Consider the following 19,120-nt stretch of genomic DNA (forward strand, 5'->3'; position numbering starts at 1 on the left):
CCTCGGCCGGGGCCGCGGCGAGCGCGGCGGCGCGCAGGGGGCAGCCGGGGGCCGGGCGGGCCGCCGGCCTGCTGCCGGTCCCGGCGTCCCCGTCGATGATCGGATCGAGGAATGCGGCGGCCCGCCCACCGTTTTTCTCCGGGTGCCGCATGTATTCACCGTCCTGAGCTGGAGAGGCCAATCCGCAGAGCCGTTGTATCACGGCGAATTTCCTCCGACAAGATCGCCGGGGACCCTTTTCATTTCTCCGGCCATTGCTTACTCTCGGGCTGTCACGGCGCAAGATCGCGCCGTGCGGATCGGCGCCGCGCGGCCCGCCCGCCCCGAGAACCGGGGACGGCGCGGGGCGCGCGTGATGGGAGCTCCCGTGCTGGACTACCTCATCGACGACCCCGCCCTGCGCGAGCGCGGGCCGGGCGAGGAGCTGGCGGTCGCGGTGGCCCGGGCGGCCGGCGGCGACGCCGCGGTCCGCGTCCGCAGGCCGCTGACCACGCTGTTCCCGCTGGCCTCGACGCGGCCCCGGCCGACCGTCCGGGAGCAGACGAAGGGCGGCACCGTCACCGGCGGGCCGCTGCGGTACGTGCGCGAGCTGCCCGCCGAGGGCGGCGGCGCGAGCGGGACCGCCTACCGGGCGACGCCCGAGGCGGAGTTCCGCGCCGCGGCCGCCAAGGCCGAGCTGACGGAGATCTCGGTGGCCGTCCCGGTGCCGGCCGAGCTGACCCGCGATCCCGTGCTGCTGGCGCGGTTCGTCGAGCACCGCGTGATCGTCCGGCTGTGCACGGTGGAGAACGAGGTCCTGCTGCACGGCAGCGGGGACGGCGCGATCACCGGCCTGCTGAACCTCGACGGCCTGCGCCGGCTGAACGCCTCCGGGCGGCCGGAGGCGCCGGGCCGGATGGACGGCGGCGCCCTGGAGGCGCTGATGGCGGCGTGCGCCGAGGTGGAGGAGACCGGCGGGTCGTGCGACGGCCTGGTCATGCACCCGGCGCTGTACTGGCGGCTCGTCGGCGCGGGCGCGCTGCCCGCGCTGGACTCGGCGGGCCTGCGGATCACCCGGACCCGCATGATCGCGCGGGACCGGGTGCTGCTCGGCGACTTCCGCGCGGGCGTGACGCTGCTGGACGGCGAGGAGTCGGCGCTGGCGCTGCGGGTGCGCGGCGACGCGGCGACGATCACCGCGTCGATGCCGCTCGGGCTGGCGGTGCACCTCCCCCAGCACTTCGTCCTGCTGAGCCTGTGACCGGCGCGCCGGCGCGCCCGGGCGGGCGCGCCGGCGGACGCCCCCGATCCGCGGGGCCCGGCGAACGCCGGGCCCCGGGCCCCGCCCAGAAGGGGAGGTGACCCGCATGCGCACGACTCCGTGGTGATCGTCCGGGTCCCTGTCCGCTCCGGCCGAGGGGAGGTGAACGGCATGCGCACGCCTCCGTGGTGACGACCCCCGCACGCGAGGTTCCGGTGAGCGCGGGGAGGTGAGAACGCATGCGCACGAAGCCGTGGTGAGAATTTACCCACGAGAAATGGCATGACGGTGCCGCGACAATGGCCCGCCCGCTGGCCGGCCGAATTACCGTCGCGCTCTCCGGCAATTTCCGGTCCGACCGTTCAGGCCATTGATCAGTGTCGCGCCCCGCCTTCGGCGGAAACGGCGCGGCGGCGCCCGCGGCCGCTTTCCCGGCCGCGGGCGCCGCGCATGCCGGCGGCGCCCGCGAGCGCCGCGGCGAGCATTCCGGCGGCCAGCCCGGCCCAGGCGGCGTCGAACCCCCGCGCGGACGGCTCGTGCAGGACGGCGGCCAGCCCGCCGATGCCGACGGCGGCGCCCGCCGAGCGCGCCAGCATGATCAGCGCGCTGCCGCTGCCGTACCGGGCGGGCGGGACGGCCTCCATCGCGATCGTCTCGACCGCGACCGCCGTGGCCGCCATCCCGGCGGTGCCGACGACGAGCGCGGGCAGCACGACCGCGGCGTAGGCGCGGCCCGCGCCGGCCGCCTCGGCGACGACCGGCCAGCACCAGCCCGCCGCGCCGGTGAGGCCGCCCGCGACGGCCACGGACCGCGCGCCCGCCCACCGCACGAGCGGCCCGGCGCACCAGGACACCGCGGCGGAGGTGAGCGGGCCCGGGGTGAGGGCGAGCGCGGCGGTGAGCGCCGAGTAGCCCCAGCGTTCGGTGAGGTACAGGGCGACGCACAGCGCGACCGCGAACTGGGTGACGCTCATCAGCGCCATGGCCGCGTTCCCGGCCGCCGTCGACCTGGCGCGCAGCAGCGCGAAGTCCGCGGCCGGACGCGGGTGCCGCGCCGCCCGGCGCACGCCGAGCCAGGTCAGCGCGGTGCCGCCGGCGGCGGCGCCGAGGACCGCGGGGGCCGTCCAGCCCCAGTCGGGGCCCTGCACGAGCCCGAGCACCAGCGCGGCGACGCCGCCCGCGAGCAGCGCCACCCCCGCGAGGTCGGGCAGGCCCCGCCCGGTCCGCGTCCCGGGCGGGATGCCGGCGGCGCCGCAGGCCAGCGCGAGCGCGCCGAGCGGCAGGTTGATCAGGAAGATCCACCGCCAGCCGCCGAGCGCCATCAGCGCCGAGCCGAGCGCGGGCCCGCTCGCGCCGGCGATCCCCGACACCGCGCCGAGCAGCCCGAAGGCGTGCCCGGCGCGGCCGGGGAACTCGCTGAGCCCGACGGAGATCGCGAGGGCGACGACCGCGCCGCCGCCCACGGCCTGGAGCATCCGGGCGAGCACCAGCCCCGCCGGGCCGGGCGCCAGCGCGCAGGCGGCCGACCCGGCGGTGAACACCGCGAGCCCGGTCAGGAAGATCCGCTTCGGCCCGAGCCGGTCGGCCATGCCGCCGGCGGGCAGCAGCACGGCGGCGAACACCACGGTGTAGCCGGTGATCGTCCAGGACAGCCCGGCGAGGGTGCTGCCGGGGAAGGCGCGCAGCAGCCGCGGGATCGCGACGCTGACGATGTTGTAGTCGATCACCGCCATCACGTTGGCGAGGATCACCGACGTCAGCGCCAGCGCCCGGCGCCGGGACGGGGTCACGGCGCGGCGGCGGTGCTCGCCCGGCGGGCGAGTCCCTCCTCGATCTCGCGCTTGCGGACCTTCCCGGTCGGCGTCTTCGGCAGCGCGGCGACGACCTCCAGCCGGTCCGGCTCGTAGCCGGGGGTCATTCCCGCCTCCCGGACGAGGCGGTGCAGGTCCTCCAGCGCGGGCGGCTCGCCGTCCGGCACGACGACGGCGACGACGGTCTCGCCGAGCAGCGGCTCGGGCTCGCCGACGACCGCGATCTCGGCGACCCGCGGGTGGGCGCGCAGCACCTCCTCGACGGCGACGGCGGGCACGTGCAGCCCGCCCTTGTTGATCATGTCCTTGGTGCGGCCGATGATCTTGATGCCGCCGCGGCCGTCCGGCCGGGCCAGGTCGCCGGTGACGAACCAGCCGTCGTGCAGCGACGCGGCGAAGACGTCGTCGGCGCCCTCGTAGCCGAGGCACAGGTTCGCGCCGCGCACCTCCAGCCGCCCCGGCCCGTCGACCGGCGCGCCGTCCTCGCCGACGAGCCGGACCTCCATCCAGTCGACCGGCCGCCCGTCGCTGCGCGCCGCCCAGTCCGGCGGGTCGCCGGCGCGGCCGATGGTGACGCCGCCGTTCTCGGTCATCCCCCACAGCGGGCGGACGGGGAACCCGAACGTCTCGCGGAACCGCGCGGGCAGGCCGGGCGGTATCGGGGTGGAGCCGGTGACCATGTGCCGCAGCGCGAGCGGGCGCGGGTTCTCGCACTGCTCGGTGACCAGCTCGTCCAGGATCAGCGGGGTGAAGTACGCGGTGGTGATCCCGTACTCGGCGGCGAGGTCGAGGAAGTCGCCGGGCTTGAACGCGTCCGCCCACACGGCCGTCGCGCCCGCGACGAGCGGCGCGAGCATCCCGTACAGCCAGCCGCCCTGCCCCCCGACGATGCACGGGGTGGACAGCACGTCGTCCGGGCCGAGGCCGAGCGGGACGGTGAACGAGCGCGCCATCGCGTACAGGGTGTTGAAGGAGTGCCGGACGCCCTTGGGGCGGCCGGTCGTCCCCGACGTGTACATGATCTGGAAGACGTCGTCGCCGCCCGGACGGTGCTCGGGCGGCGCCGCGCCGGACGCCAGCAGCCCGTCCTCAAAGCCGATCGCGCCCTCGGGGACCTTCCCGCCGACGACGATCTGGTGCCGCAGCGCGGGCAGCCGGTCGCGCATCCCGGCGATGGTCGCGGCGATGTCGAGGCCGCGGACCTCGTCCAGCGACACCACCGCGCACGCCCCCGACTCGCGCAGGATCCACTCGGTGTCGGCGGCGCCGGAGGCGATGTAGTACGGCACCACGGCCGCGCCCGCGCGGCCGCAGCCGAGCGCGAGGACGGTCGCCTGCCACTGGTTGACCAGCTGCATCGCGACCCGGTCGCCCGGCCGCACGCCGAGCGCGGCGAGGCCGGCGGCGCAGCGCTCCACCCGCTCGGCGAGCCGCGCCCAGGTCAGCACGGTGTCGGGACCGCCGGCGGTCTCCCAGAAGTGGCTGACCACCGCCGGCCGGTCCGGCGCCGCGGCGGCCCGCGCGGCGAGGTCGTCCAGGAACGTCCCGTCCCGCCACCAGCCGCGCGCGCGGTACTCCGGTCCATCGTGGAGGTTCGTCACCTTTGACCCCTTCCATCCCAGGTATTTTGATCATGACCGGGGACGCGGGCCGCGACAACGGTGACTGTTGACGAAGACGGGGCCGCCGGACGGGCGGACCGGCGGAGGCCGGGAGGTGGCGGGGTGCGCGAGGAACTGCTCGCCCAGGCGCGGGTGTGCGCCGGGCAGGGATCGCCGATGTACGCGGAGCTGCTGGCGCGGGCGGCCGACGACGCGGACGCCGGCGGCCCGGTCGCGGAGGTGCTCGCGGGACGGGCGTCCAGCGCGCTGGCGCTGCGGATGCTCGGCACCGTGCACCGGATCGTCCTGGAGGGCCGGGCGCCCGCCCTCGCGGCGCACTACCCGACCGCCGGCGGGACCGCGGACCCGCGCGCGGCGTGGCCCGCGTTCCGCGACGTGCTGGCGCGGCACGCGGCCGAGGTCCGCGCGGGGCTCGCCGACCCGCCGCAGACCAACGACGTCGGCCGGGCCGCGCCGCTGCTCGGCGGGCTGCTCGCGGTCGCCGCCGCGACCGGGCTGCCGGTCCGGCTGCTGGAGATCGGCGCGAGCGCCGGGCTGAACCTGCGCGCCGACCGCTACCGGCTGCTGTTCGAGGGCGGCGGGTACGGGCCGGACTCGCCGGTCGTGCTGCCGGACGCGTGGCGCGGCGCTCCCCCGGCCGCCGTCCCGCTGCGGATCGCGTCCCGGCTCGGCTGCGACCTCGCCCCGCTCGACCCGGCCGCGCCCGAGGCGCGGCGGCGGCTGCTGTCCTACGTGTGGCCCGACCAGACCGCCCGCGTCGAGCGGCTGCGGGCGGCGCTGGAGGTGGCGGCGCGGGTCCCGGCGGAGGTGGTGCGCGCCGGCGCCGGGGACTTCCTGGACGGCCTGGCCCCCGAGCGCGGCGCGGCCACCGTCGTCTGGCACTCGGTCATGATCCAGTACCTGCCGGACGAGGAGGCCGCGCGCGTCCACCGGCACGTCGAGGCGGCCGGGGCGGCGGCGACCCGCGAGGCGCCGGTCGCGCACCTGGCGTTCGAGCCGCCCGAGGGCACGCACATCCAGGGCACCCCGCTGCTGACGCTGCGGCTGTGGCCGGGCGGCGAGCGGCGGGTCCTCGGCGAGGGCCCGCCGCACGGGCTCCCCGTCACCTGGTACTAGCCGATCTCGCGTCCTGGCCGATCTCGCGCCAGTCGAGGAGGGGCTCGACGAGGTCGCGGATCGCGGCGAGCAGCCCGAGCCGGTTGGCGCGCAGCCGCGGGTCCCGGTCCATCACCATGACGTCGTCGAAGTAGGCGTCGATCGGGCCGGGCAGCCCCGCCGCGGCCGACGCGAACTCCGGCAGCGCGGGACGCGGCGCGAGCCCGTCGCGGAGCCGGGCGAACGCCTCGGCGAGGCGGCCCTCGGCGGGCTCGGCGAACAGGGCGGGGTCGTAGCCGGCCTCCGTCCCCTCGGGGACGATCCGCAGCACCCGCTGCAGCGCCGTCGTGAGCCGCGCGAACTCGTCCGTGCGGAGCAGCCCCACCAGGTCGGACGCGGCGCGGGCGGCGCGCGCCGGGGCGCCGGCGAGCGGCCGGACGGCCCGCACGACCGGGATCGGCAGCCCCTCGTCCAGCAGGCTCTGCTCCAGCCGCCGCGCGGTGAACCGCTCCGCCTCGGTGAGCGCGTCCGGCGGCACCTCGACGGGCTGGTGCCGCGCGGCGATCGCCAGCCCCTCGCCGACCGTGAGCGGCGCCAGCCGCGGGACGGCCCGCAGGACCGCGGTCAGCCCGAGCGCGGCGCGGCGCAGCCCGAACGGGTCGGACCCGCCGGTCGGCGCGGCGCCCGCGGCGAACAGCCCGGCGAGCAGGTCGAGCCGGTCGGCGGCGGCGAGGACGGCGCCCGCGGCCGTCGCGGGGAGCGCGTCGCCCGCCGAGCGCGGCAGTTCCATCTCGTAGAGGGCGTCCGCGACGGCGGCGTCCTCCCCGGCGCGCCGGGCGTACTCGCGGGCCATCGTCCCGGCGAGGCCCGGCAGCTCGATCACCATGGACGAGGCCAGGTCGAACTTGGCGAGCGCGGCGGCGCGGGCGAGGACCGTGCGCTCGTTCCCGCCGAGGCCGGCGCGGTCGGCGACGCCGGCGGCGATCGCGGCGATGCGGGCCGACCGGTCGGCCATGGAGCCGAGCCGTTCGGTGAAGGTGAGCCGGTCCAGGCCCCGCCTGATCTCGTCCGGCGTCCTGCGCAGGTCCTGCCGGAAGAAGAACGCGGCGTCCTCGTAGCGGGCGCGGACGACGGCCTCGTTCCCGGCCCGGACCACGTCGCGGTCGCATTCGCCGTTGGCGACGGTGACGAAGTGCGGCAGCAGCCCGCCGGACCTCCCGCGCACCGGCAGGTACCGCTGGTGCTTGCGCATGACCGTGGTGAGGACCGCCTCGGGCAGGTCGAGGTAGGCCGCGTCGAACGACCCGAGGATCGCGACGGGCTCCTCGACCAGGTCGACGATCTCCTCGATGAGGTCCTGCTCGGCGGCGACGTCGACGGTCCCGCCGTGGCGGGCGGCGAGGTCCCGCGCGTCCTCGACGATGCGGGCGCGGCGGCGCGCCGGGTCGGGCTCGATGCCGTGCTCGCGGAGGACGCCGATCAGCGACAGCGCGTCCGGCACCGGCACGCGGGAGGGCTCGGCGGCGCGGTGGACGTCGGTCATCCTGCCCTGGTTCAGCTCGTCCAGCACGATCTGCCGGTGCCCCAGCAGGGCCAGCACCCGCCGGACCGGACGCGCGAACGACAGGCCGGGGAGGTTCCAGCGCATGTTCTTGCCGGCGCGCAGCCCCGAGACGATCTCGGGGAGCAGCCCGGAGAGGACGTGCGCGGCGGGCTTCCCGGCGACCTTTCGGACGTGCGCCGCGTACTCCTTACCGCCGACGGTGACCTTCCGGACGTCGGCGGCGTCGACGCCCTGCCCGCGCGCGAACCCGAGCAGCGCCCGCGTCGGCTCCCCGGACGCGTCGTAGGCGGCGGCGAGCCTCGGCCCCTTCACGACCTCCTCGGTGTCCGGGGACCTCGGCTCCACGTCCCGGACGACGACGATGAGGCGGCGGGGCGTCGAGAACGCCTCGACCTCGGAGGCGTCGGTGAGCAGGCCCGCCTCCTCCAGCCCGTCGCGCAGCCGTTCCGCGACGGCCTCCGCCGCGGGCCGCACCTCGCCCGGCGGCAGCTCCTCCACGCCGATCTCCAGCGCGAACGCGGCCGGTGCGGCGATCTCGGGAAGGACCGACTTCTCCAGGGCGACCTGGAGAACGGTGGCGTCGCCGAGCGGATGGCCGAGCTCGGCGCGGCGCTCGACCCACAGGGCGGCGACCTCGTGGGCGAGTCCCCGCATCCGCGCGAACGCGCGGGCCCGCTCGGCGGTGCCGATCGCGCCGCGCGCGTCCAGCACGTTGAACGCGTGCGAGCACTTCAGCACGCAGGAGTGGGCGGGGACGGGCAGCCGGGCGTCCAGCATCCGGCGCGCCTCGGCCGCGTACGTCTCGAACAGCCCCCGGTTCGCGGCGATGTCGGCGTCGTCGAGGTAGTAGCGGCTCATCTCGTACTCGGCCTGCCCGAACGCCTCCCCATAGGAGATTCCGGGCGCGTAGGCGATGTCCTTGAAGTGGGACACGCCCTGCAGCGCCATCAGGATGCGCTCCATGCCGTAGGTGATCTCGACCGACACGGGGTCCAGCGCGATCCCGCCGGACTGCTGGAAGTAGGTGAACTGGGTGATCTCCAGCCCGTCCAGCCACACCTCCCAGCCGAGCCCCCACGCGCCGAGCGCCGGCGACGCCCAGTCGTCCTCGACGAACCGGACGTCGTGGGCGCGCAGGTCGACGCCGAGCGCGGCGAGGCTGCCGAGGTACAGCTCCTGCGCGTCGCCCGGCTCCGGCTTCAGGACCACCTGGAACTGGGTGTGGGTCTGCAGCCGGTTCGGGTTGTCGCCGTAGCGGGAGTCGTCCGGGCGGACGCTCGGCTCGACGTAGGCGACGCGCCACGGCTCGGGGCCGAGGACGCGCAGGGCGGTGTTCGGGTTGAGCGTGCCCGCCCCGACCTCGGTGTTCATCGGCTGCCCGACGAGGCAGCCGTGCGCCGCCCAGTGGGCGGTGAGCCGGATGAGGGCGTCCTGCATGGTCAGCACGGTGTTTCTCCCAACGGGTCGAGCGCCAAGCGTAGATGCGTCAGCGCCCGAGACCTCGTTGGATCGCCGTGCGGACCGGCGACGTCTCGGGGAGCGGCCCCGACGGCGCCAGCGGCGGCTGCGCCATGAACCTGACCCGCGTGCCGCGGTGCGGCTGGGCGGCGTGCACGAGGAACGGGTGGCACAGGTACACGTCGCCGGCGCGTCCGGTCGCCAGGGCGACGGGACGGTGCTCGGACGCGGGGACGGCCTCGCGCGCGATGTCCATGAAGGAGACGCCCGCGTCGCCCGCCGGCTCCAGGAGCGGCGGGACGTCCAGGTGGGAGCCGACGCGGACGCGGGTGGGGGCGTCGTCCTCGCCCACGTCCGAGAACAGGAACAGCATCAGCAGCGCCCGGCCCCTGGAGGCCAGGTTCACCCGGTACCCCACGAAGTCGTCCGGGTCGTCGCCGGGGAAGCTCGCGTCGATGTGCCAGCCGTCGTCGCCGGGGGCCTCGTCGCTCGGGAACCGGATCGGGAACGTGCCGAGGCCGCCCGGCGCCTCCCACGCGCCCTTCCCCGCGAGCGCGTCGTACGCGGCGTGCAGGCGCGGGGTGTTCGCGGCCGCCCGGAACGGCGGCTGCCCGTACCCGCCGAGCCGGATCACCGGCCTGGTCCAGGTCGAGGGGTCGTCGGGGTCGCAGCCGGTGTCGCGCCAGAGGATCGCGCGGCACTCGGCGGCGAGGTCCCGGGGGAACGCCTCCGCCACCCGGACGAAGCCGTCGGCGATGAAGGCGTCGGGGTCGATCTCGTGCATCGGCCCAGGATGCCGACGGCGCCCCGCCGGGCGCCAGTGGTTTTCCGGGCGGTCAGCCCCGCCGGACGACGCTGAGCTCGACGCCGCCGACGATCCGGCCGCGCAGCACCTCGGCGAGCCGGTCCGACACCCGCTGCACCGTCACCCGCTCGTCGTGGCCGGGCACCACCGCGAACCGGACGGCCAGCTCCGCGGACGTGCCCTCGGTGAGCCGGACGCCGGTGACGGCCGGGTCGGAGCCGAACGCCGCGTCGACGGCGGCGAGCACGTCGGGGTCCTCGTGCGGCGGCGGGATCGGCCGCCCCTCGGCGAGCAGGTGCAGCCGCAGCCCCTCCACCGCGAACGGGACGGGCCCCGCCACGTCCACGACCAGCGCGTCCGCGCCCTCGTCGAGCGCGGCGCGGCAGGCGTCGCCGGCCCGGACGGCGACGGGGCGGGCGTCGGCGCGCCACGCCTTCATCGTGTCCATGCAGGTGAAGCCGAGCACGCCGCGCCGGCCGTCGTCGCCGATCAGCGTGGGCAGCGCCATGTCGCTCGACTTCTCCCGGCGGAGCTCTCCGGGTTCGACGTCCTCCTCCTCGGTGAGGACGGCGACGATCGGCACGAGCAGCCGCGTGTTCTGCAGCCGCCGCAGCACCGCGTGCGGGCCGACGCGCCCGGCCGCGTATCCCGTGAGGGCCTCGCACAGCCGGGGATCGGCGCTGCCGTCGTCCCCGGGGAACTGGGGTTCGGGAATGGTCAGTCCGGACACGGCAGGAAGGCTATAGCCTCCGGTGACCGCCATGGGTACCGAACCGGATACTCCCTGTATCCGGCACCGCCACGGACGGGCGGCGGCGCCCGCTCAGCCGAGGTCGGCGATGGCGGCGACGGTGCCGCCGCCGGACGGGCCCTGGTGCACCGCCGCGACCGACACGAACACCGCCGGATCACCCGTGACCGAGGCCGCGACGCCGCCCACGCACGCCTTGATCTGCCGGTGCCAGTGCACGTCGGAGTCGTCCAGCATGATGTTGCGGCGGCCCCGCACCGATCCGGACGGGTCCGCCTCGCACTTGATGAACACGTTGACGAGCCGGTCCCCGAGGTCGGCCGTGCGGGGCCGCTCCGGCAGCTCCAGGCCGGTCGAGCGGATCGCGTCCCAGACGCCGTCGGCGTCCAGTGCGTCCTTCATCACACCGTGCCCGGCGCGGTACCGGCCGCCGATGCCGCGCACGTTCCCGACCACCACGATCTGCGCCCGGTCCAGCTCCACGCCCGACGAGCACGACGCCACCGACGAGAACAGCGACAGGTCCTTGTGGATCTGGTCGGCCGACGGCGTCTCGATCTCGCCGAGCGCGACCGCGATGCCGAGCGCGGTCGTCGAGTTGGAGATGTCCATCGACTTCAAGGTGTCCTCGGTGACGACGTCGCGGCCGCGCCGCTTGGCGTCGTTGATCGTGTCGAGGGTGAGCAGCGGCGTCTTGGTCTGCACGTAGTGGACGTCGGCGGGGTCGTCGATCCCGGCGGTCTTCATCGCGTCGCGGACCCCGGCGGCGACCGTCTCCACCATCGCCGGGCGGCCGATGTCCTCGGGCAGGATGACCTCGCTCATCGCGACGCCGACCGACACGCGCGGCTCGTCCGTGCGCGGCGCCTTCGCCGGGTCGACGGTGGCGAACACGGTGGCGTGCGGGCTCAGCACCCCGTCGGTGCCGCCCGACCACACCAGCGGGACCCGCGCCACCTCGTCCGCCGGGCGGGTGCCCTTCGCGACCAGCACCTCGCGGAACGCGCGGTCGGCCAGCAGCCGCGTGTAGTCGTTCACGCCGCCGTTGCCCTCGGTCTTGCCGACCACCGCGAGGACGCGGTCGGCCTCCAGCACGCCGTCGTCGATCAGCCGGGCCAGCCCGGACGCGTCGGTCACGCTCTCGATGGGGATCTTGCGGACTTCGATGGGATCGGGCACGTCGTCGCTCCTCGGCTGCTCTGCTGATCGGTCTCTACTCCGGGTCACGCCTCCACGACCGTCCCGGCCCGGCCGCGCGCCGCCGCGCCGAGCCGGGCCAGCGACGCGATCGCCGCGCGCCGGCCGCCCGCCGCGACGAACCGCCGCACCGCCTCCACCTTCGGGCCCATGCTGCCGGCCGCGAAGTGCCCGGCGGCGGCCAGCCGGGCCAGCTCGGCGGCCGTGGTGCGGCGCAGCGGCCGCGCCGCCGGGGTGCCGAACCCGGCCACCGCGTGCTCCACGTCCGTGGCGATCACCAGCGTGGACGCGCCGAGCCGGCACGCCAGCAGCTGCGCCGCCAGGTCCTTGTCGACGACCGCCTCGACGCCGCGCAGCGCCCCGCCCGCCCGCACCACGGGCACTCCCCCGCCGCCCGCCGCGACCACCACGTGCCCGTCCTCCAGCAGCAGCGCCGCCGCGCCCGCGTCCAGGATGTCGAGCGGCTCCGGGGACGCGACGACGCGCCGCCACCCCCGGTCGCCGAACGGCCGCCACGCCTGGCCGAGCGCGGCGAACCGGCGCGCCTCGTCCGCCGGGAAGTACCGGCCGACCGGCTTGGCGGGGTCGGCGAATCCGGGGTCGGCGGCGTCCACCAGCGTCCGCGTCACCACCGTCGACACCGGGCGCGGCGCGCCGCGCGCGGCGAGCGCCCGCTCCAGCGCGTTCATGACCATCACGCCGACGGTGGCCTGCGTCTGCGCGCCGCACCAGTCCAGCGGCACCGGCGGCACCACCCCCGCCGCCAGCTGGTTCTTGATCAGCAGGTTGCCGACCTGCGGGCCGTTGCCGTGCGTCAGCGCGACCCGCGCCCCCGCCGCCACCAGCTCCGCGACGTGCCGCATCGCGACCTCGATCGCCGCCGCCTGCGCGTCCGGCGTCGCGCTGCCGTCCGGCGCGGTCATGGCGTTGCCGCCCAGCGCGATCAGAATCCGCTCGCCGTCGAGCGAGTCCCCGTTCCGGCCCACGGCCCGAACGCTAGCCGCGCGGCGGGCGGCGCTCATGGGCGAAACCAGCCCAAGGAACGCCGCCCGTTCGGCAATCTCCGCCCGTCCCGGCGAGATTCAGGCGAGCCGGCGGAGGCGCTCCACCGCCTCGTCGATGACCTCGTCCTTCTTGCAGAACGCGAACCGGACGAAGTGGGCGCCCGCGTCGGCGTGGTCGTAGAACACCTGCGTCGGGATCGCGACGACGCCCGCCTTGGCGGGCAGCGCCCGCGCCAGCTCCAGCCCGTCGGAGAAGCCCAGCGGCCGGATGTCGGCCTGCACGAAGTAGGTGCCCTGCGGCCGGTACGCGGTGAAGCCGGCCGCCTCCAGCCCGGCGACGAGCCGGTCGCGCTTGGCCTGCAGCGACGCGCGCAGCTCCCCGACCCACGCCGTCTCGTTCGCCAGCGCGTACGCGGCGGCCCGCTGGTAGGGCGCGCTGACCGCGTAGGTGAGGAACTGCTTGACGGTCTGGACGGCCCGCACGTACCGGGCCGGCGCGGTGATCCAGCCGGTCTTCCAGCCGGTGGCGGAGAACGTCTTGCCCGCCGACGACACCGACACCGTCCGCTCCCGCATCCCGTCCAGCGTGGCGAGGGGGATGTGCTCGGTGCCGTCGAAGGTGAGGTACTCGTACACCTCGTCGGTGATCGCGACGAGGTCGTGGTCGCGGCAGACGGCGGCGATGGCCTCCAGCTCGCCGCGGGTGAACACCGTCCCGGCCGGGTTGTGCGGCGAGTTCACGAGGACCGCCCTGGTGCGCGGGCCGACGGCGGCGCGCAGCTCGTCCGGATCGAACGTGAAGCGGCCCTCGACCGGGCGCAGCATGACGGGCCTGCGCACCGCCCCGGCCAGCGCGATCACGGCGGCGTACGAGTCGTAGTACGGCTCGAACACGATGACCTCGTCGCCGGGCCCGGCGAGCGCCAGCACGGACGCGGCGATGCCCTCCGTCGCGCCCACGGTCACGTACACCTCGGACATCGGGTCGTACGACAGCCCGTACCGCTCCAGCCGCTGCTCCGCCACGGCCTCGCGCAGCTCCGGCACCCCCGGCCCCGGCGGATACTGGTTGCCGCCCGACCGGATCGCCTCGACCGCCACGTCCAGCATCGCCTTCGGGCCGTCCTCGTCCGGGAAGCCCTGCCCCAGGTTGATCGACCCGGTGGCCGTGGCCAGCGCGGACATCTCCGCGAAGATCGTCTCGCCGAACTCCCGCATCCGCGGCACCAGAGGCTCAGTCACGGCACCAGCCTACGGGGGGCGTCAGATCCAGCCCATCTCCTGGGCGGCGCGGACGGCTGCGATGCGGGACGGCTCGCCGAGCTTGCTCATCGCCGTGGAGAGGTAGTTGCGGACGGTGCCCTCCGACAGGTGCAGCAGCGTCGCGATGCGGGCGGTCCCGGTGCCGGCGCCGGTGAGCCGGAGGATCTCGCGCTCGCGCTCGGTCAGCGGGTTGTCGCCGGCGGCCATGGCGGTCGCGGCGAGCTCGGCGTCCAGGTAGCGGCCGCCCTCGTGGACCTTGCGGATCGCGGCGGCCAGCTCCTGCGTCGGCGCGTCCTTGGCGACGAAGCCGCGGACCCCGGCGGCCATCGCGCGGCGCAGGTACCCGGGGCGGCCGAAGCTGGTGAGGATGCACACCGCGCAGCGGGCGCCCGCGGCGGCCAGGTCCTCGGCGACGGTGAGGCCGTCCGCGCCGGGCATGTCGATGTCGAGGACGGCGACGTCGGGATCGTGCGCGGCGACGGCGGCGGCGACCTCGTCGCCGCGGCCGGCCTCGGCGACGACCTCCAGGTCGGCCTCCAGCCCGAGGAGCGCGGCGACGGCGCCGCGGATGAGGTGCTCGTCGTCGGCGAGCAGGATCCGGATCACCGGCCGCTCCCCCCGGCCGCCGCCCGCGCCGTCTCGGCCTGTGCCGTCTCGGCCTGTGCCGTCTCGGCCTGTGCCGTCTCCGGGGCCTGGGGCTCCTCGGCGGCGGACGGCTCGGCGGCGGACGGCTCGGCGGCGGACGGGCCGTCCGGCACGGTGCGCGGCAGCGGGACGACGGCGCGCAGCAGGAAGCCGTCGCGGCCGTGCCGGCCCGCGGTGACCTCGCCGCCGACCACGGCGGCGCGCTCGGCGAGGCCGGTCAGCCCCGCCCCGCCGGTCCCCTCGCGGTGCGCGTCCGCGTCGCCGCGGACGCCGTCGTTGCGCATCTCCAGCACCACGGAGCCACCGTACGCGGTGAGCGCGACGGCGCAGTGCCGGGCCTCGCTGTGCTTGATCACGTTGGTGGCGCCCTCCCGGATCACCCAGGCGAGCACCGAGCGGACCTCGGGCGGCAGCCCGTCCGGCACGGCCCCGGCGTCGCACCGGACCCCGGCGGCCTCCAGCACCGCCCGCACCCCGGCCAGCTCGGCGTCCAGCTCGACGGCGCGGTAGCCGTGCACGGCGGCGCGCACCTCGCGGAGCGCGTCGCGGGCCGCGCGCTGCACGTCGGCCATCTCCGCGCCGGCGCGGGCCGGGTCGGCGTCCGCCAGCCGCATGGCCAGCTCGCTCTTCACCGCGATCAGGGAGAGGCTGTGGCCGAGCAGGTCGTGCAGGTCGCGGGAGAAGCGCAGCCGCTCCTCGGTGACGGCGAGGCGGGCGAGCGCGTCCCGCGCGGCGTGCGTCTCCTGGTGCAGGTCCCACATGCGGCGCTGGTAGCGGTTGACGAACGCCACGAGCCCGCACGTGCCCGTGTAGATCAGGACCATGACCGGCAGCAGCCCGTACCAGGGCATGTCCCCGCCGGGGTACAGGAAGTGGGCGGCGACGGTCGCGTACACCCCGCCGGCGGCGCCGGTGCCGACGCAGATCGCGACGACCCGGCGGCGGCTCATCGGGGCCAGCACCACCGCCGACACCCAGAACACCGACACGACGCTGAACAGCGGGCTGGTGACCATCATCGCGCTGAGCGCGGCGGTCAGCACGCCGCTGAGCACGACGTCCCGTCGGGATCCCCCGCCCTCCAGCGCGGCCCGGACGAGCCGCGCGTAGTACCAGGTCAGCAGGCCCATGCCGGCGATGACGAGGGCGGCGAGGGGGATGCCGACGGTACCGTCGCCGTAGGCCGCCGCCAGCCCGGCGAGGCCCGGCGCCAGGAAGCCCGCGGCGGCGCACAGGAACGAGCGGTGCGTCACCCGGCGGTAGCGCTCGAGCCTGCGGGTGTCCTGCGCCTCCAGGTCCGCCGTGGTCGCGACCGTCATGTCCCGTCCTCCTTACTCCTCGACTGTAACCGCGGGGCGCTCCGGGTCAGGCGCGCCGCGGCTCCCAGCGGAACCAGCGGCCCGCCATGGCGCGGCCGGCGCCGAGCCACACCGCGAGGACCGCGAACGAGGGCAGGCAGGCCGCCCAGCCGCCGGCGAACCCCACGGGCGCGTGGGCGGCGTGGTCGTGGAAGTCGCGGCCGAAGTAGGCCGTGCGGGTGATCTCGACGACGGGGCTCAGCGGCAGCCAGCGGGACGCCTCCTCCGCCGCGGCGGGCAGCCCGTCCAGCGGGAACATCACCCCGGCGCCCGCCAGGCAGGCGAACATGATCGGCAGGACGGTGAGCTGGGCGAGCTCGGCGTTCGGGGTAAGGCCGGAGACGGCGAAGGCGAGCACCGCGAACACGGCCGCGCCGCCCGCGAGGCCCGCCGCCAGCAGGAGCGGGTCGGCGGGGAACCGGCCGCCGAGCGCGGTGCCGAGAAGCACCAGCAGGCCCAGCACCTGGACGGCGTACATGGCGGTCGCGGCCAGGACGCCGCCGCCGATGATGTCGGCGTCGCCGAGCGCGGTGCCGCGCAGCCGCTTGAGCGTCAGGTCCTCGCGGCGGGCGGTGAAGACGTTCACCAGGTTCATGAACACCGCGAAGAGGAGGAAGAAGCCGAGGTGGCCGGTGCCCTGGAGCAGCGCGGCGTCCATGCCGCCGGCCTTCTGCCCGTGCGCGGGGAACAGCAGCGCGGCGAACAGCACCGGCAGCCCGGCGGCGGTGAACAGGGCGGTCCGGTTGCGCCACAGCAGCATGAGGTCGAGGCGCGCGACGCGGAGGGCGGCGCCGCCGGCCATGGGGCGGGGCATCGTCATCGGGACGCTCCTTCCAGCGCACCGGCCGCCCCAGCGCCAGCCGCCCCGGAAGCCATCTGCTCGGCGCCGGTCTGCTCGGCGCCGGTTCCGTGTGCGTCTCTCTCTCGCGCGCCGGAGGACGTGCGGAGGAAGACGTCCTCAAGGGAGGCACTGCGCGCCTGCAAGCCGCGCAACTCGACGCGGTGCTCGTCTGCCCAGCGCAGCAGCTCGTACAGGCAGCTCTGGAGTCCCGCCTCGGTGACCGTGTAGGACGCGACGGCGCGGCCCCCGTCCACGGCGATGTCCGCGCGGGCGCCGCGCAGCGCGGGCAGTTCGGCGACCCGCAGCCGCTCGGGCACCTGGAAGCCGATCCGGTCACCGTGCCCGGCGACGACCTCGGCGACCGTCCCGGCGGTCTCGATCCGGCCCCGGTGCATGATCGCGAGGCGGTCGGCGAGGTGCTCGGCCTCCTCCAGGTAGTGGGTGGTCAGCAGGACGGTGGTACCGGCGGCGACGAGGTCCCGGACGATCCGCCAGGTGGCGCGCCTGGCCTCGGGGTCCATGCCGGTCGTCGGCTCGTCCAGGAACAGCGCGCGGGGACGGCCGAGCAGGGCGAGCGCGAGGTCCAGGCGCCGCTTCTGCCCGCCGGACAGCTGCCGGACCCGGACGCCCGCCCGCTCGGCGAGCCCGACGAGGCCGAGCACCTCGTCGCGGGGCCGCGGCTCCGGCGTGAAGCCGCGGAAGCGGTCCACGGTCTCGGCCACGGTGAGGTCGGGGAAGAACCCGCCGTCCTGGAGCATGACGCCGATCCGGGGCCGGACGGCCCGGCGCTCCCGGTACGGGTCGCGTCCGAGGACCCGGACGGTGCCGCCCTGGGCGGGCCGGTGCCCTTCGAGCGTCTCCAGGGTCGTCGTCTTGCCCGCGCCGTTGGTGCCGAGCAGCGCGAACAGCTCGCCCGGCGCGACCTCGAAGGAGATCCCGGCGACGGCCTCGAAGTCCCCGTACCGCTGGCGCAGGCCGTCGATGCTGATGGGTGGGGTCTCGTCCATGCCCCCAGCGTCGCGGGCCGCGGCGGGCGCCGGTAGAAGGACGTGTCACCGGTTCGGCCGGCGCCTGTCAGGTGTTCCGCATGACACCTGTCATGCCGCCCCGCCGCGCCCTGCCGCGCCCGCTGTGCCTGCCGTGCCTGCCGCGCCCGCAGCGGTTCAGCCCGCGATGGAGATCACGTGGCCGATGGACGGCAGGTCGCCGGCGAGGTCGAGCAGGGCCTTGGCGACGTCGTCGCGGGTGATGCTGTAGCCGCCGGTCACGCTGCGGTCGACGGCCTTGCGGTAGCGGCCGCGGCCCTCCTTGTTCGTGAGGCGGGGCGGGCGGACGATCGTCCAGTCGAGCCCGGAGTCGCGCACCTGGGCCTCGGCCACCCGCATGTCGGCGATGCTGTAGCGCAGGATCCGGCCGAGGATCAGCGGCTTGACGACGTACCGGGTGAGCGGGTCGTCGCCCGGCTCGGACGCGATCGCGCCCATGCTGACCATGAGGAACCGGCCGGCACCGGTCGCGCGCATGGCGGCGATGATGCTCCGGGAGCTCTCGCTGCAGACGGTGGTAGGGCCGATGCTCCGCGCGCCCATGGCGCTGAAGACGGCGTCCGCGCCCTTCACCGCCCCCTCGATCGCGGCGGGGTCCATGATGTCCGCCTGCACGACGGCGGCGCGGTCGCGCAGGTCGGCGGGCATCCCGCCCGGGTTGCGGACGACCGCGGTGACCTCGTGCCCGGCGTCCAGCGCGCGGCGGACGAGCCGGGTGCCGATGCCCCCGGTCGCGCCGAAGACGGTGATTCTCATCCCGGATTCCTCCCCGATGGGGTGAGTGAACATTTACTAACCCCTAGAATGAGTAAGCATTCACTCACTGTCAAGGGGGCGGCCGATGACCGCGCGCGAGCGGATCCTGGACGCGGCGGCGGACGTCATGCGCGAGCGCGGCATCGCGGGCGCCACCACGAAGGAGATCGCGAAGGCCGCCGGGTACTCCGAGGCGCTGCTCTACAAGCACTTCCGCGACAAGGAGCAGCTGATGCTGGCCGTGCTCAAGGAGCGGATGCCGGCGTTCACGGCGAGGGCCGTCGCGGGCGAGGCGACCGTGGAGGCCAACCTGGTCGGCGTCGTGCACGGCGGGCTCGCCTTCTACCGGCGGGCGTTCCCGATGATGGCGTCGATGGCCGCGCAGCCGCAGCTGATGGCGGCGAGCCGGGAGGCGCTGCGCCAGTACGGCGCGGGCCCGCAGGAGCCGGTGCGGGCGCTCACCCGGTACCTGGACGCCGAGCGCGACCTGGGCCGCGTCGCGGCGGGCGCCGACACCGCGGCCGCCGCCGCCCTGCTGATGGGCGGCTGCTTCCAGCAGGGCTTCCTGCACTACTTCGCGGCGCCGCCGGACGCGCCCGACCTGCCCGAATCGGCCGCCGCCGCCCTCGTCCGGCCCCTGCTCCCCGTCCTGCTCCCCTGAACG

16 protein-coding genes are annotated in these 19,120 nt (G+C 76.0%); 3 read left to right on the plus strand and 13 right to left on the minus strand.

The annotated features are described in order from the left end of the window. Positions 1-355: 355 nt before the first annotated feature. Positions 356-1,240: a family 3 encapsulin nanocompartment shell protein gene (locus tag amrb99_RS44585; RefSeq protein ID WP_190868095.1), complete on the plus strand. Its 885-nt coding sequence runs from the start codon at positions 356-358 to the stop codon at positions 1,238-1,240. Positions 1,241-1,614: 374 nt separating this feature from the next. Here the strand turns inward: amrb99_RS44585 and amrb99_RS44590 are convergent, their stop codons facing one another. Then, entirely contained in the window at positions 1,615-3,030 is a 1,416-nt protein-coding gene (locus amrb99_RS44590; protein WP_190868096.1) for an MFS transporter, read from the minus strand. Further along, on the minus strand, positions 3,027-4,652 hold the full coding sequence (locus amrb99_RS44595) for an AMP-binding protein (RefSeq protein ID WP_190868098.1): 1,626 nt from the start codon (positions 4,650-4,652) through the stop codon (positions 3,027-3,029). Before amrb99_RS44595 ends, amrb99_RS44590 begins: the two co-directional genes overlap by 4 nt. 123 nt (positions 4,653-4,775) lie before the next feature. Between amrb99_RS44595 and amrb99_RS44600 the strand changes: the two genes are divergently transcribed. Beyond that, entirely contained in the window at positions 4,776-5,789 is a 1,014-nt protein-coding gene (locus tag amrb99_RS44600) for a DUF2332 domain-containing protein (protein WP_190868100.1), read from the plus strand. Here amrb99_RS44600 and amrb99_RS44605 read toward each other — a convergent pair. The 11 genes from amrb99_RS44605 to amrb99_RS44655 form a co-directional block, all read right to left on the minus strand. Beyond that, a complete protein-coding gene (locus amrb99_RS44605; protein WP_190868135.1) occupies positions 5,776-8,769 on the minus strand; it encodes a glycine--tRNA ligase in 2,994 nt (997 codons plus the stop codon). The two genes, amrb99_RS44600 and amrb99_RS44605, sit on opposite strands and share 14 nt — an antisense overlap. A 49-nt stretch (positions 8,770-8,818) precedes the next feature. Continuing rightward, complete coding sequence (locus amrb99_RS44610; protein WP_190868103.1) at positions 8,819-9,574, minus strand: phytanoyl-CoA dioxygenase family protein; 756 nt, start codon at positions 9,572-9,574, stop codon at positions 8,819-8,821. A 52-nt stretch (positions 9,575-9,626) separates the two neighbouring features. Then, positions 9,627-10,325, minus strand: a complete 699-nt coding sequence (locus amrb99_RS44615; protein WP_190868105.1) for an SseB family protein — start codon at positions 10,323-10,325, stop codon at positions 9,627-9,629. Positions 10,326-10,418: 93 nt separating this feature from the next. Beyond that, entirely contained in the window at positions 10,419-11,525 is a 1,107-nt protein-coding gene (locus amrb99_RS44620; RefSeq protein ID WP_190868106.1) for a ring-opening amidohydrolase, read from the minus strand. Between the two features lie 44 nt (positions 11,526-11,569). Beyond that, positions 11,570-12,529, minus strand: a complete 960-nt coding sequence (locus amrb99_RS44625; RefSeq protein ID WP_347257128.1) for a carbamate kinase — start codon at positions 12,527-12,529, stop codon at positions 11,570-11,572. A gap of 96 nt (positions 12,530-12,625) precedes the next feature. After that, the gene (locus amrb99_RS44630; protein ID WP_190868110.1) at positions 12,626-13,789 is read right to left on the minus strand and encodes a pyridoxal phosphate-dependent aminotransferase; all 1,164 of its coding nucleotides are present in this window, start codon (positions 13,787-13,789) and stop codon (positions 12,626-12,628) included. A gap of 21 nt (positions 13,790-13,810) precedes the next feature. After that, entirely contained in the window at positions 13,811-14,416 is a 606-nt protein-coding gene (locus amrb99_RS44635) for a response regulator (protein WP_190868112.1), read from the minus strand. Further along, positions 14,413-15,774 (minus strand): histidine kinase, encoded by a 1,362-nt coding sequence (locus tag amrb99_RS44640; RefSeq protein WP_206700356.1) that lies wholly within the window; start codon positions 15,772-15,774, stop codon positions 14,413-14,415. The genes amrb99_RS44635 and amrb99_RS44640 overlap by 4 nt, the downstream gene beginning before the upstream one ends. A 46-nt stretch (positions 15,775-15,820) precedes the next feature. Beyond that, positions 15,821-16,633: an ABC transporter permease gene (locus tag amrb99_RS44645; RefSeq protein ID WP_190868114.1), complete on the minus strand. Its 813-nt coding sequence runs from the start codon at positions 16,631-16,633 to the stop codon at positions 15,821-15,823. Then, complete coding sequence (locus amrb99_RS44650) at positions 16,630-17,661, minus strand: ABC transporter ATP-binding protein (RefSeq protein WP_190868116.1); 1,032 nt, start codon at positions 17,659-17,661, stop codon at positions 16,630-16,632. Before amrb99_RS44650 ends, amrb99_RS44645 begins: the two co-directional genes overlap by 4 nt. 156 nt (positions 17,662-17,817) lie before the next feature. Beyond that, positions 17,818-18,456: an NAD(P)H-binding protein gene (locus amrb99_RS44655; protein ID WP_190868118.1), complete on the minus strand. Its 639-nt coding sequence runs from the start codon at positions 18,454-18,456 to the stop codon at positions 17,818-17,820. An 85-nt stretch (positions 18,457-18,541) separates the two neighbouring features. On the opposite strand from amrb99_RS44655, the gene amrb99_RS44660 reads away from it, so the two are divergent. After that, positions 18,542-19,117, plus strand: a complete 576-nt coding sequence (locus tag amrb99_RS44660; protein WP_190868120.1) for a TetR/AcrR family transcriptional regulator — start codon at positions 18,542-18,544, stop codon at positions 19,115-19,117. Positions 19,118-19,120: the final 3 nt, after the last annotated feature.

Origin of the sequence: Actinomadura sp. RB99, from assembly GCF_014706005.1 — a bacterium.
In the GTDB taxonomy this organism is placed as follows: Bacteria; Actinomycetota; Actinomycetes; order Streptosporangiales; family Streptosporangiaceae; genus Spirillospora.

Coding starts and splice junctions, on each gene's coding strand:
- amrb99_RS44585 (WP_190868095.1), top strand. CDS start 356: ATGGGAGCTCCCGTGCTGGACTACCTCATCGACGACCCCGCCCTGCGC.
- amrb99_RS44655 (WP_190868118.1), bottom strand. CDS start 18,456: ATGAGAATCACCGTCTTCGGCGCGACCGGGGGCATCGGCACCCGGCTC.
- amrb99_RS44605 (WP_190868135.1), bottom strand. CDS start 8,769: ATGCAGGACGCCCTCATCCGGCTCACCGCCCACTGGGCGGCGCACGGC.
- amrb99_RS44650 (WP_190868116.1), bottom strand. CDS start 17,661: ATGGACGAGACCCCACCCATCAGCATCGACGGCCTGCGCCAGCGGTAC.
- amrb99_RS44640 (WP_206700356.1), bottom strand. CDS start 15,774: ATGACGGTCGCGACCACGGCGGACCTGGAGGCGCAGGACACCCGCAGG.
- amrb99_RS44645 (WP_190868114.1), bottom strand. CDS start 16,633: ATGACGATGCCCCGCCCCATGGCCGGCGGCGCCGCCCTCCGCGTCGCG.
- amrb99_RS44660 (WP_190868120.1), top strand. CDS start 18,542: ATGACCGCGCGCGAGCGGATCCTGGACGCGGCGGCGGACGTCATGCGC.
- amrb99_RS44610 (WP_190868103.1), bottom strand. CDS start 9,574: ATGCACGAGATCGACCCCGACGCCTTCATCGCCGACGGCTTCGTCCGG.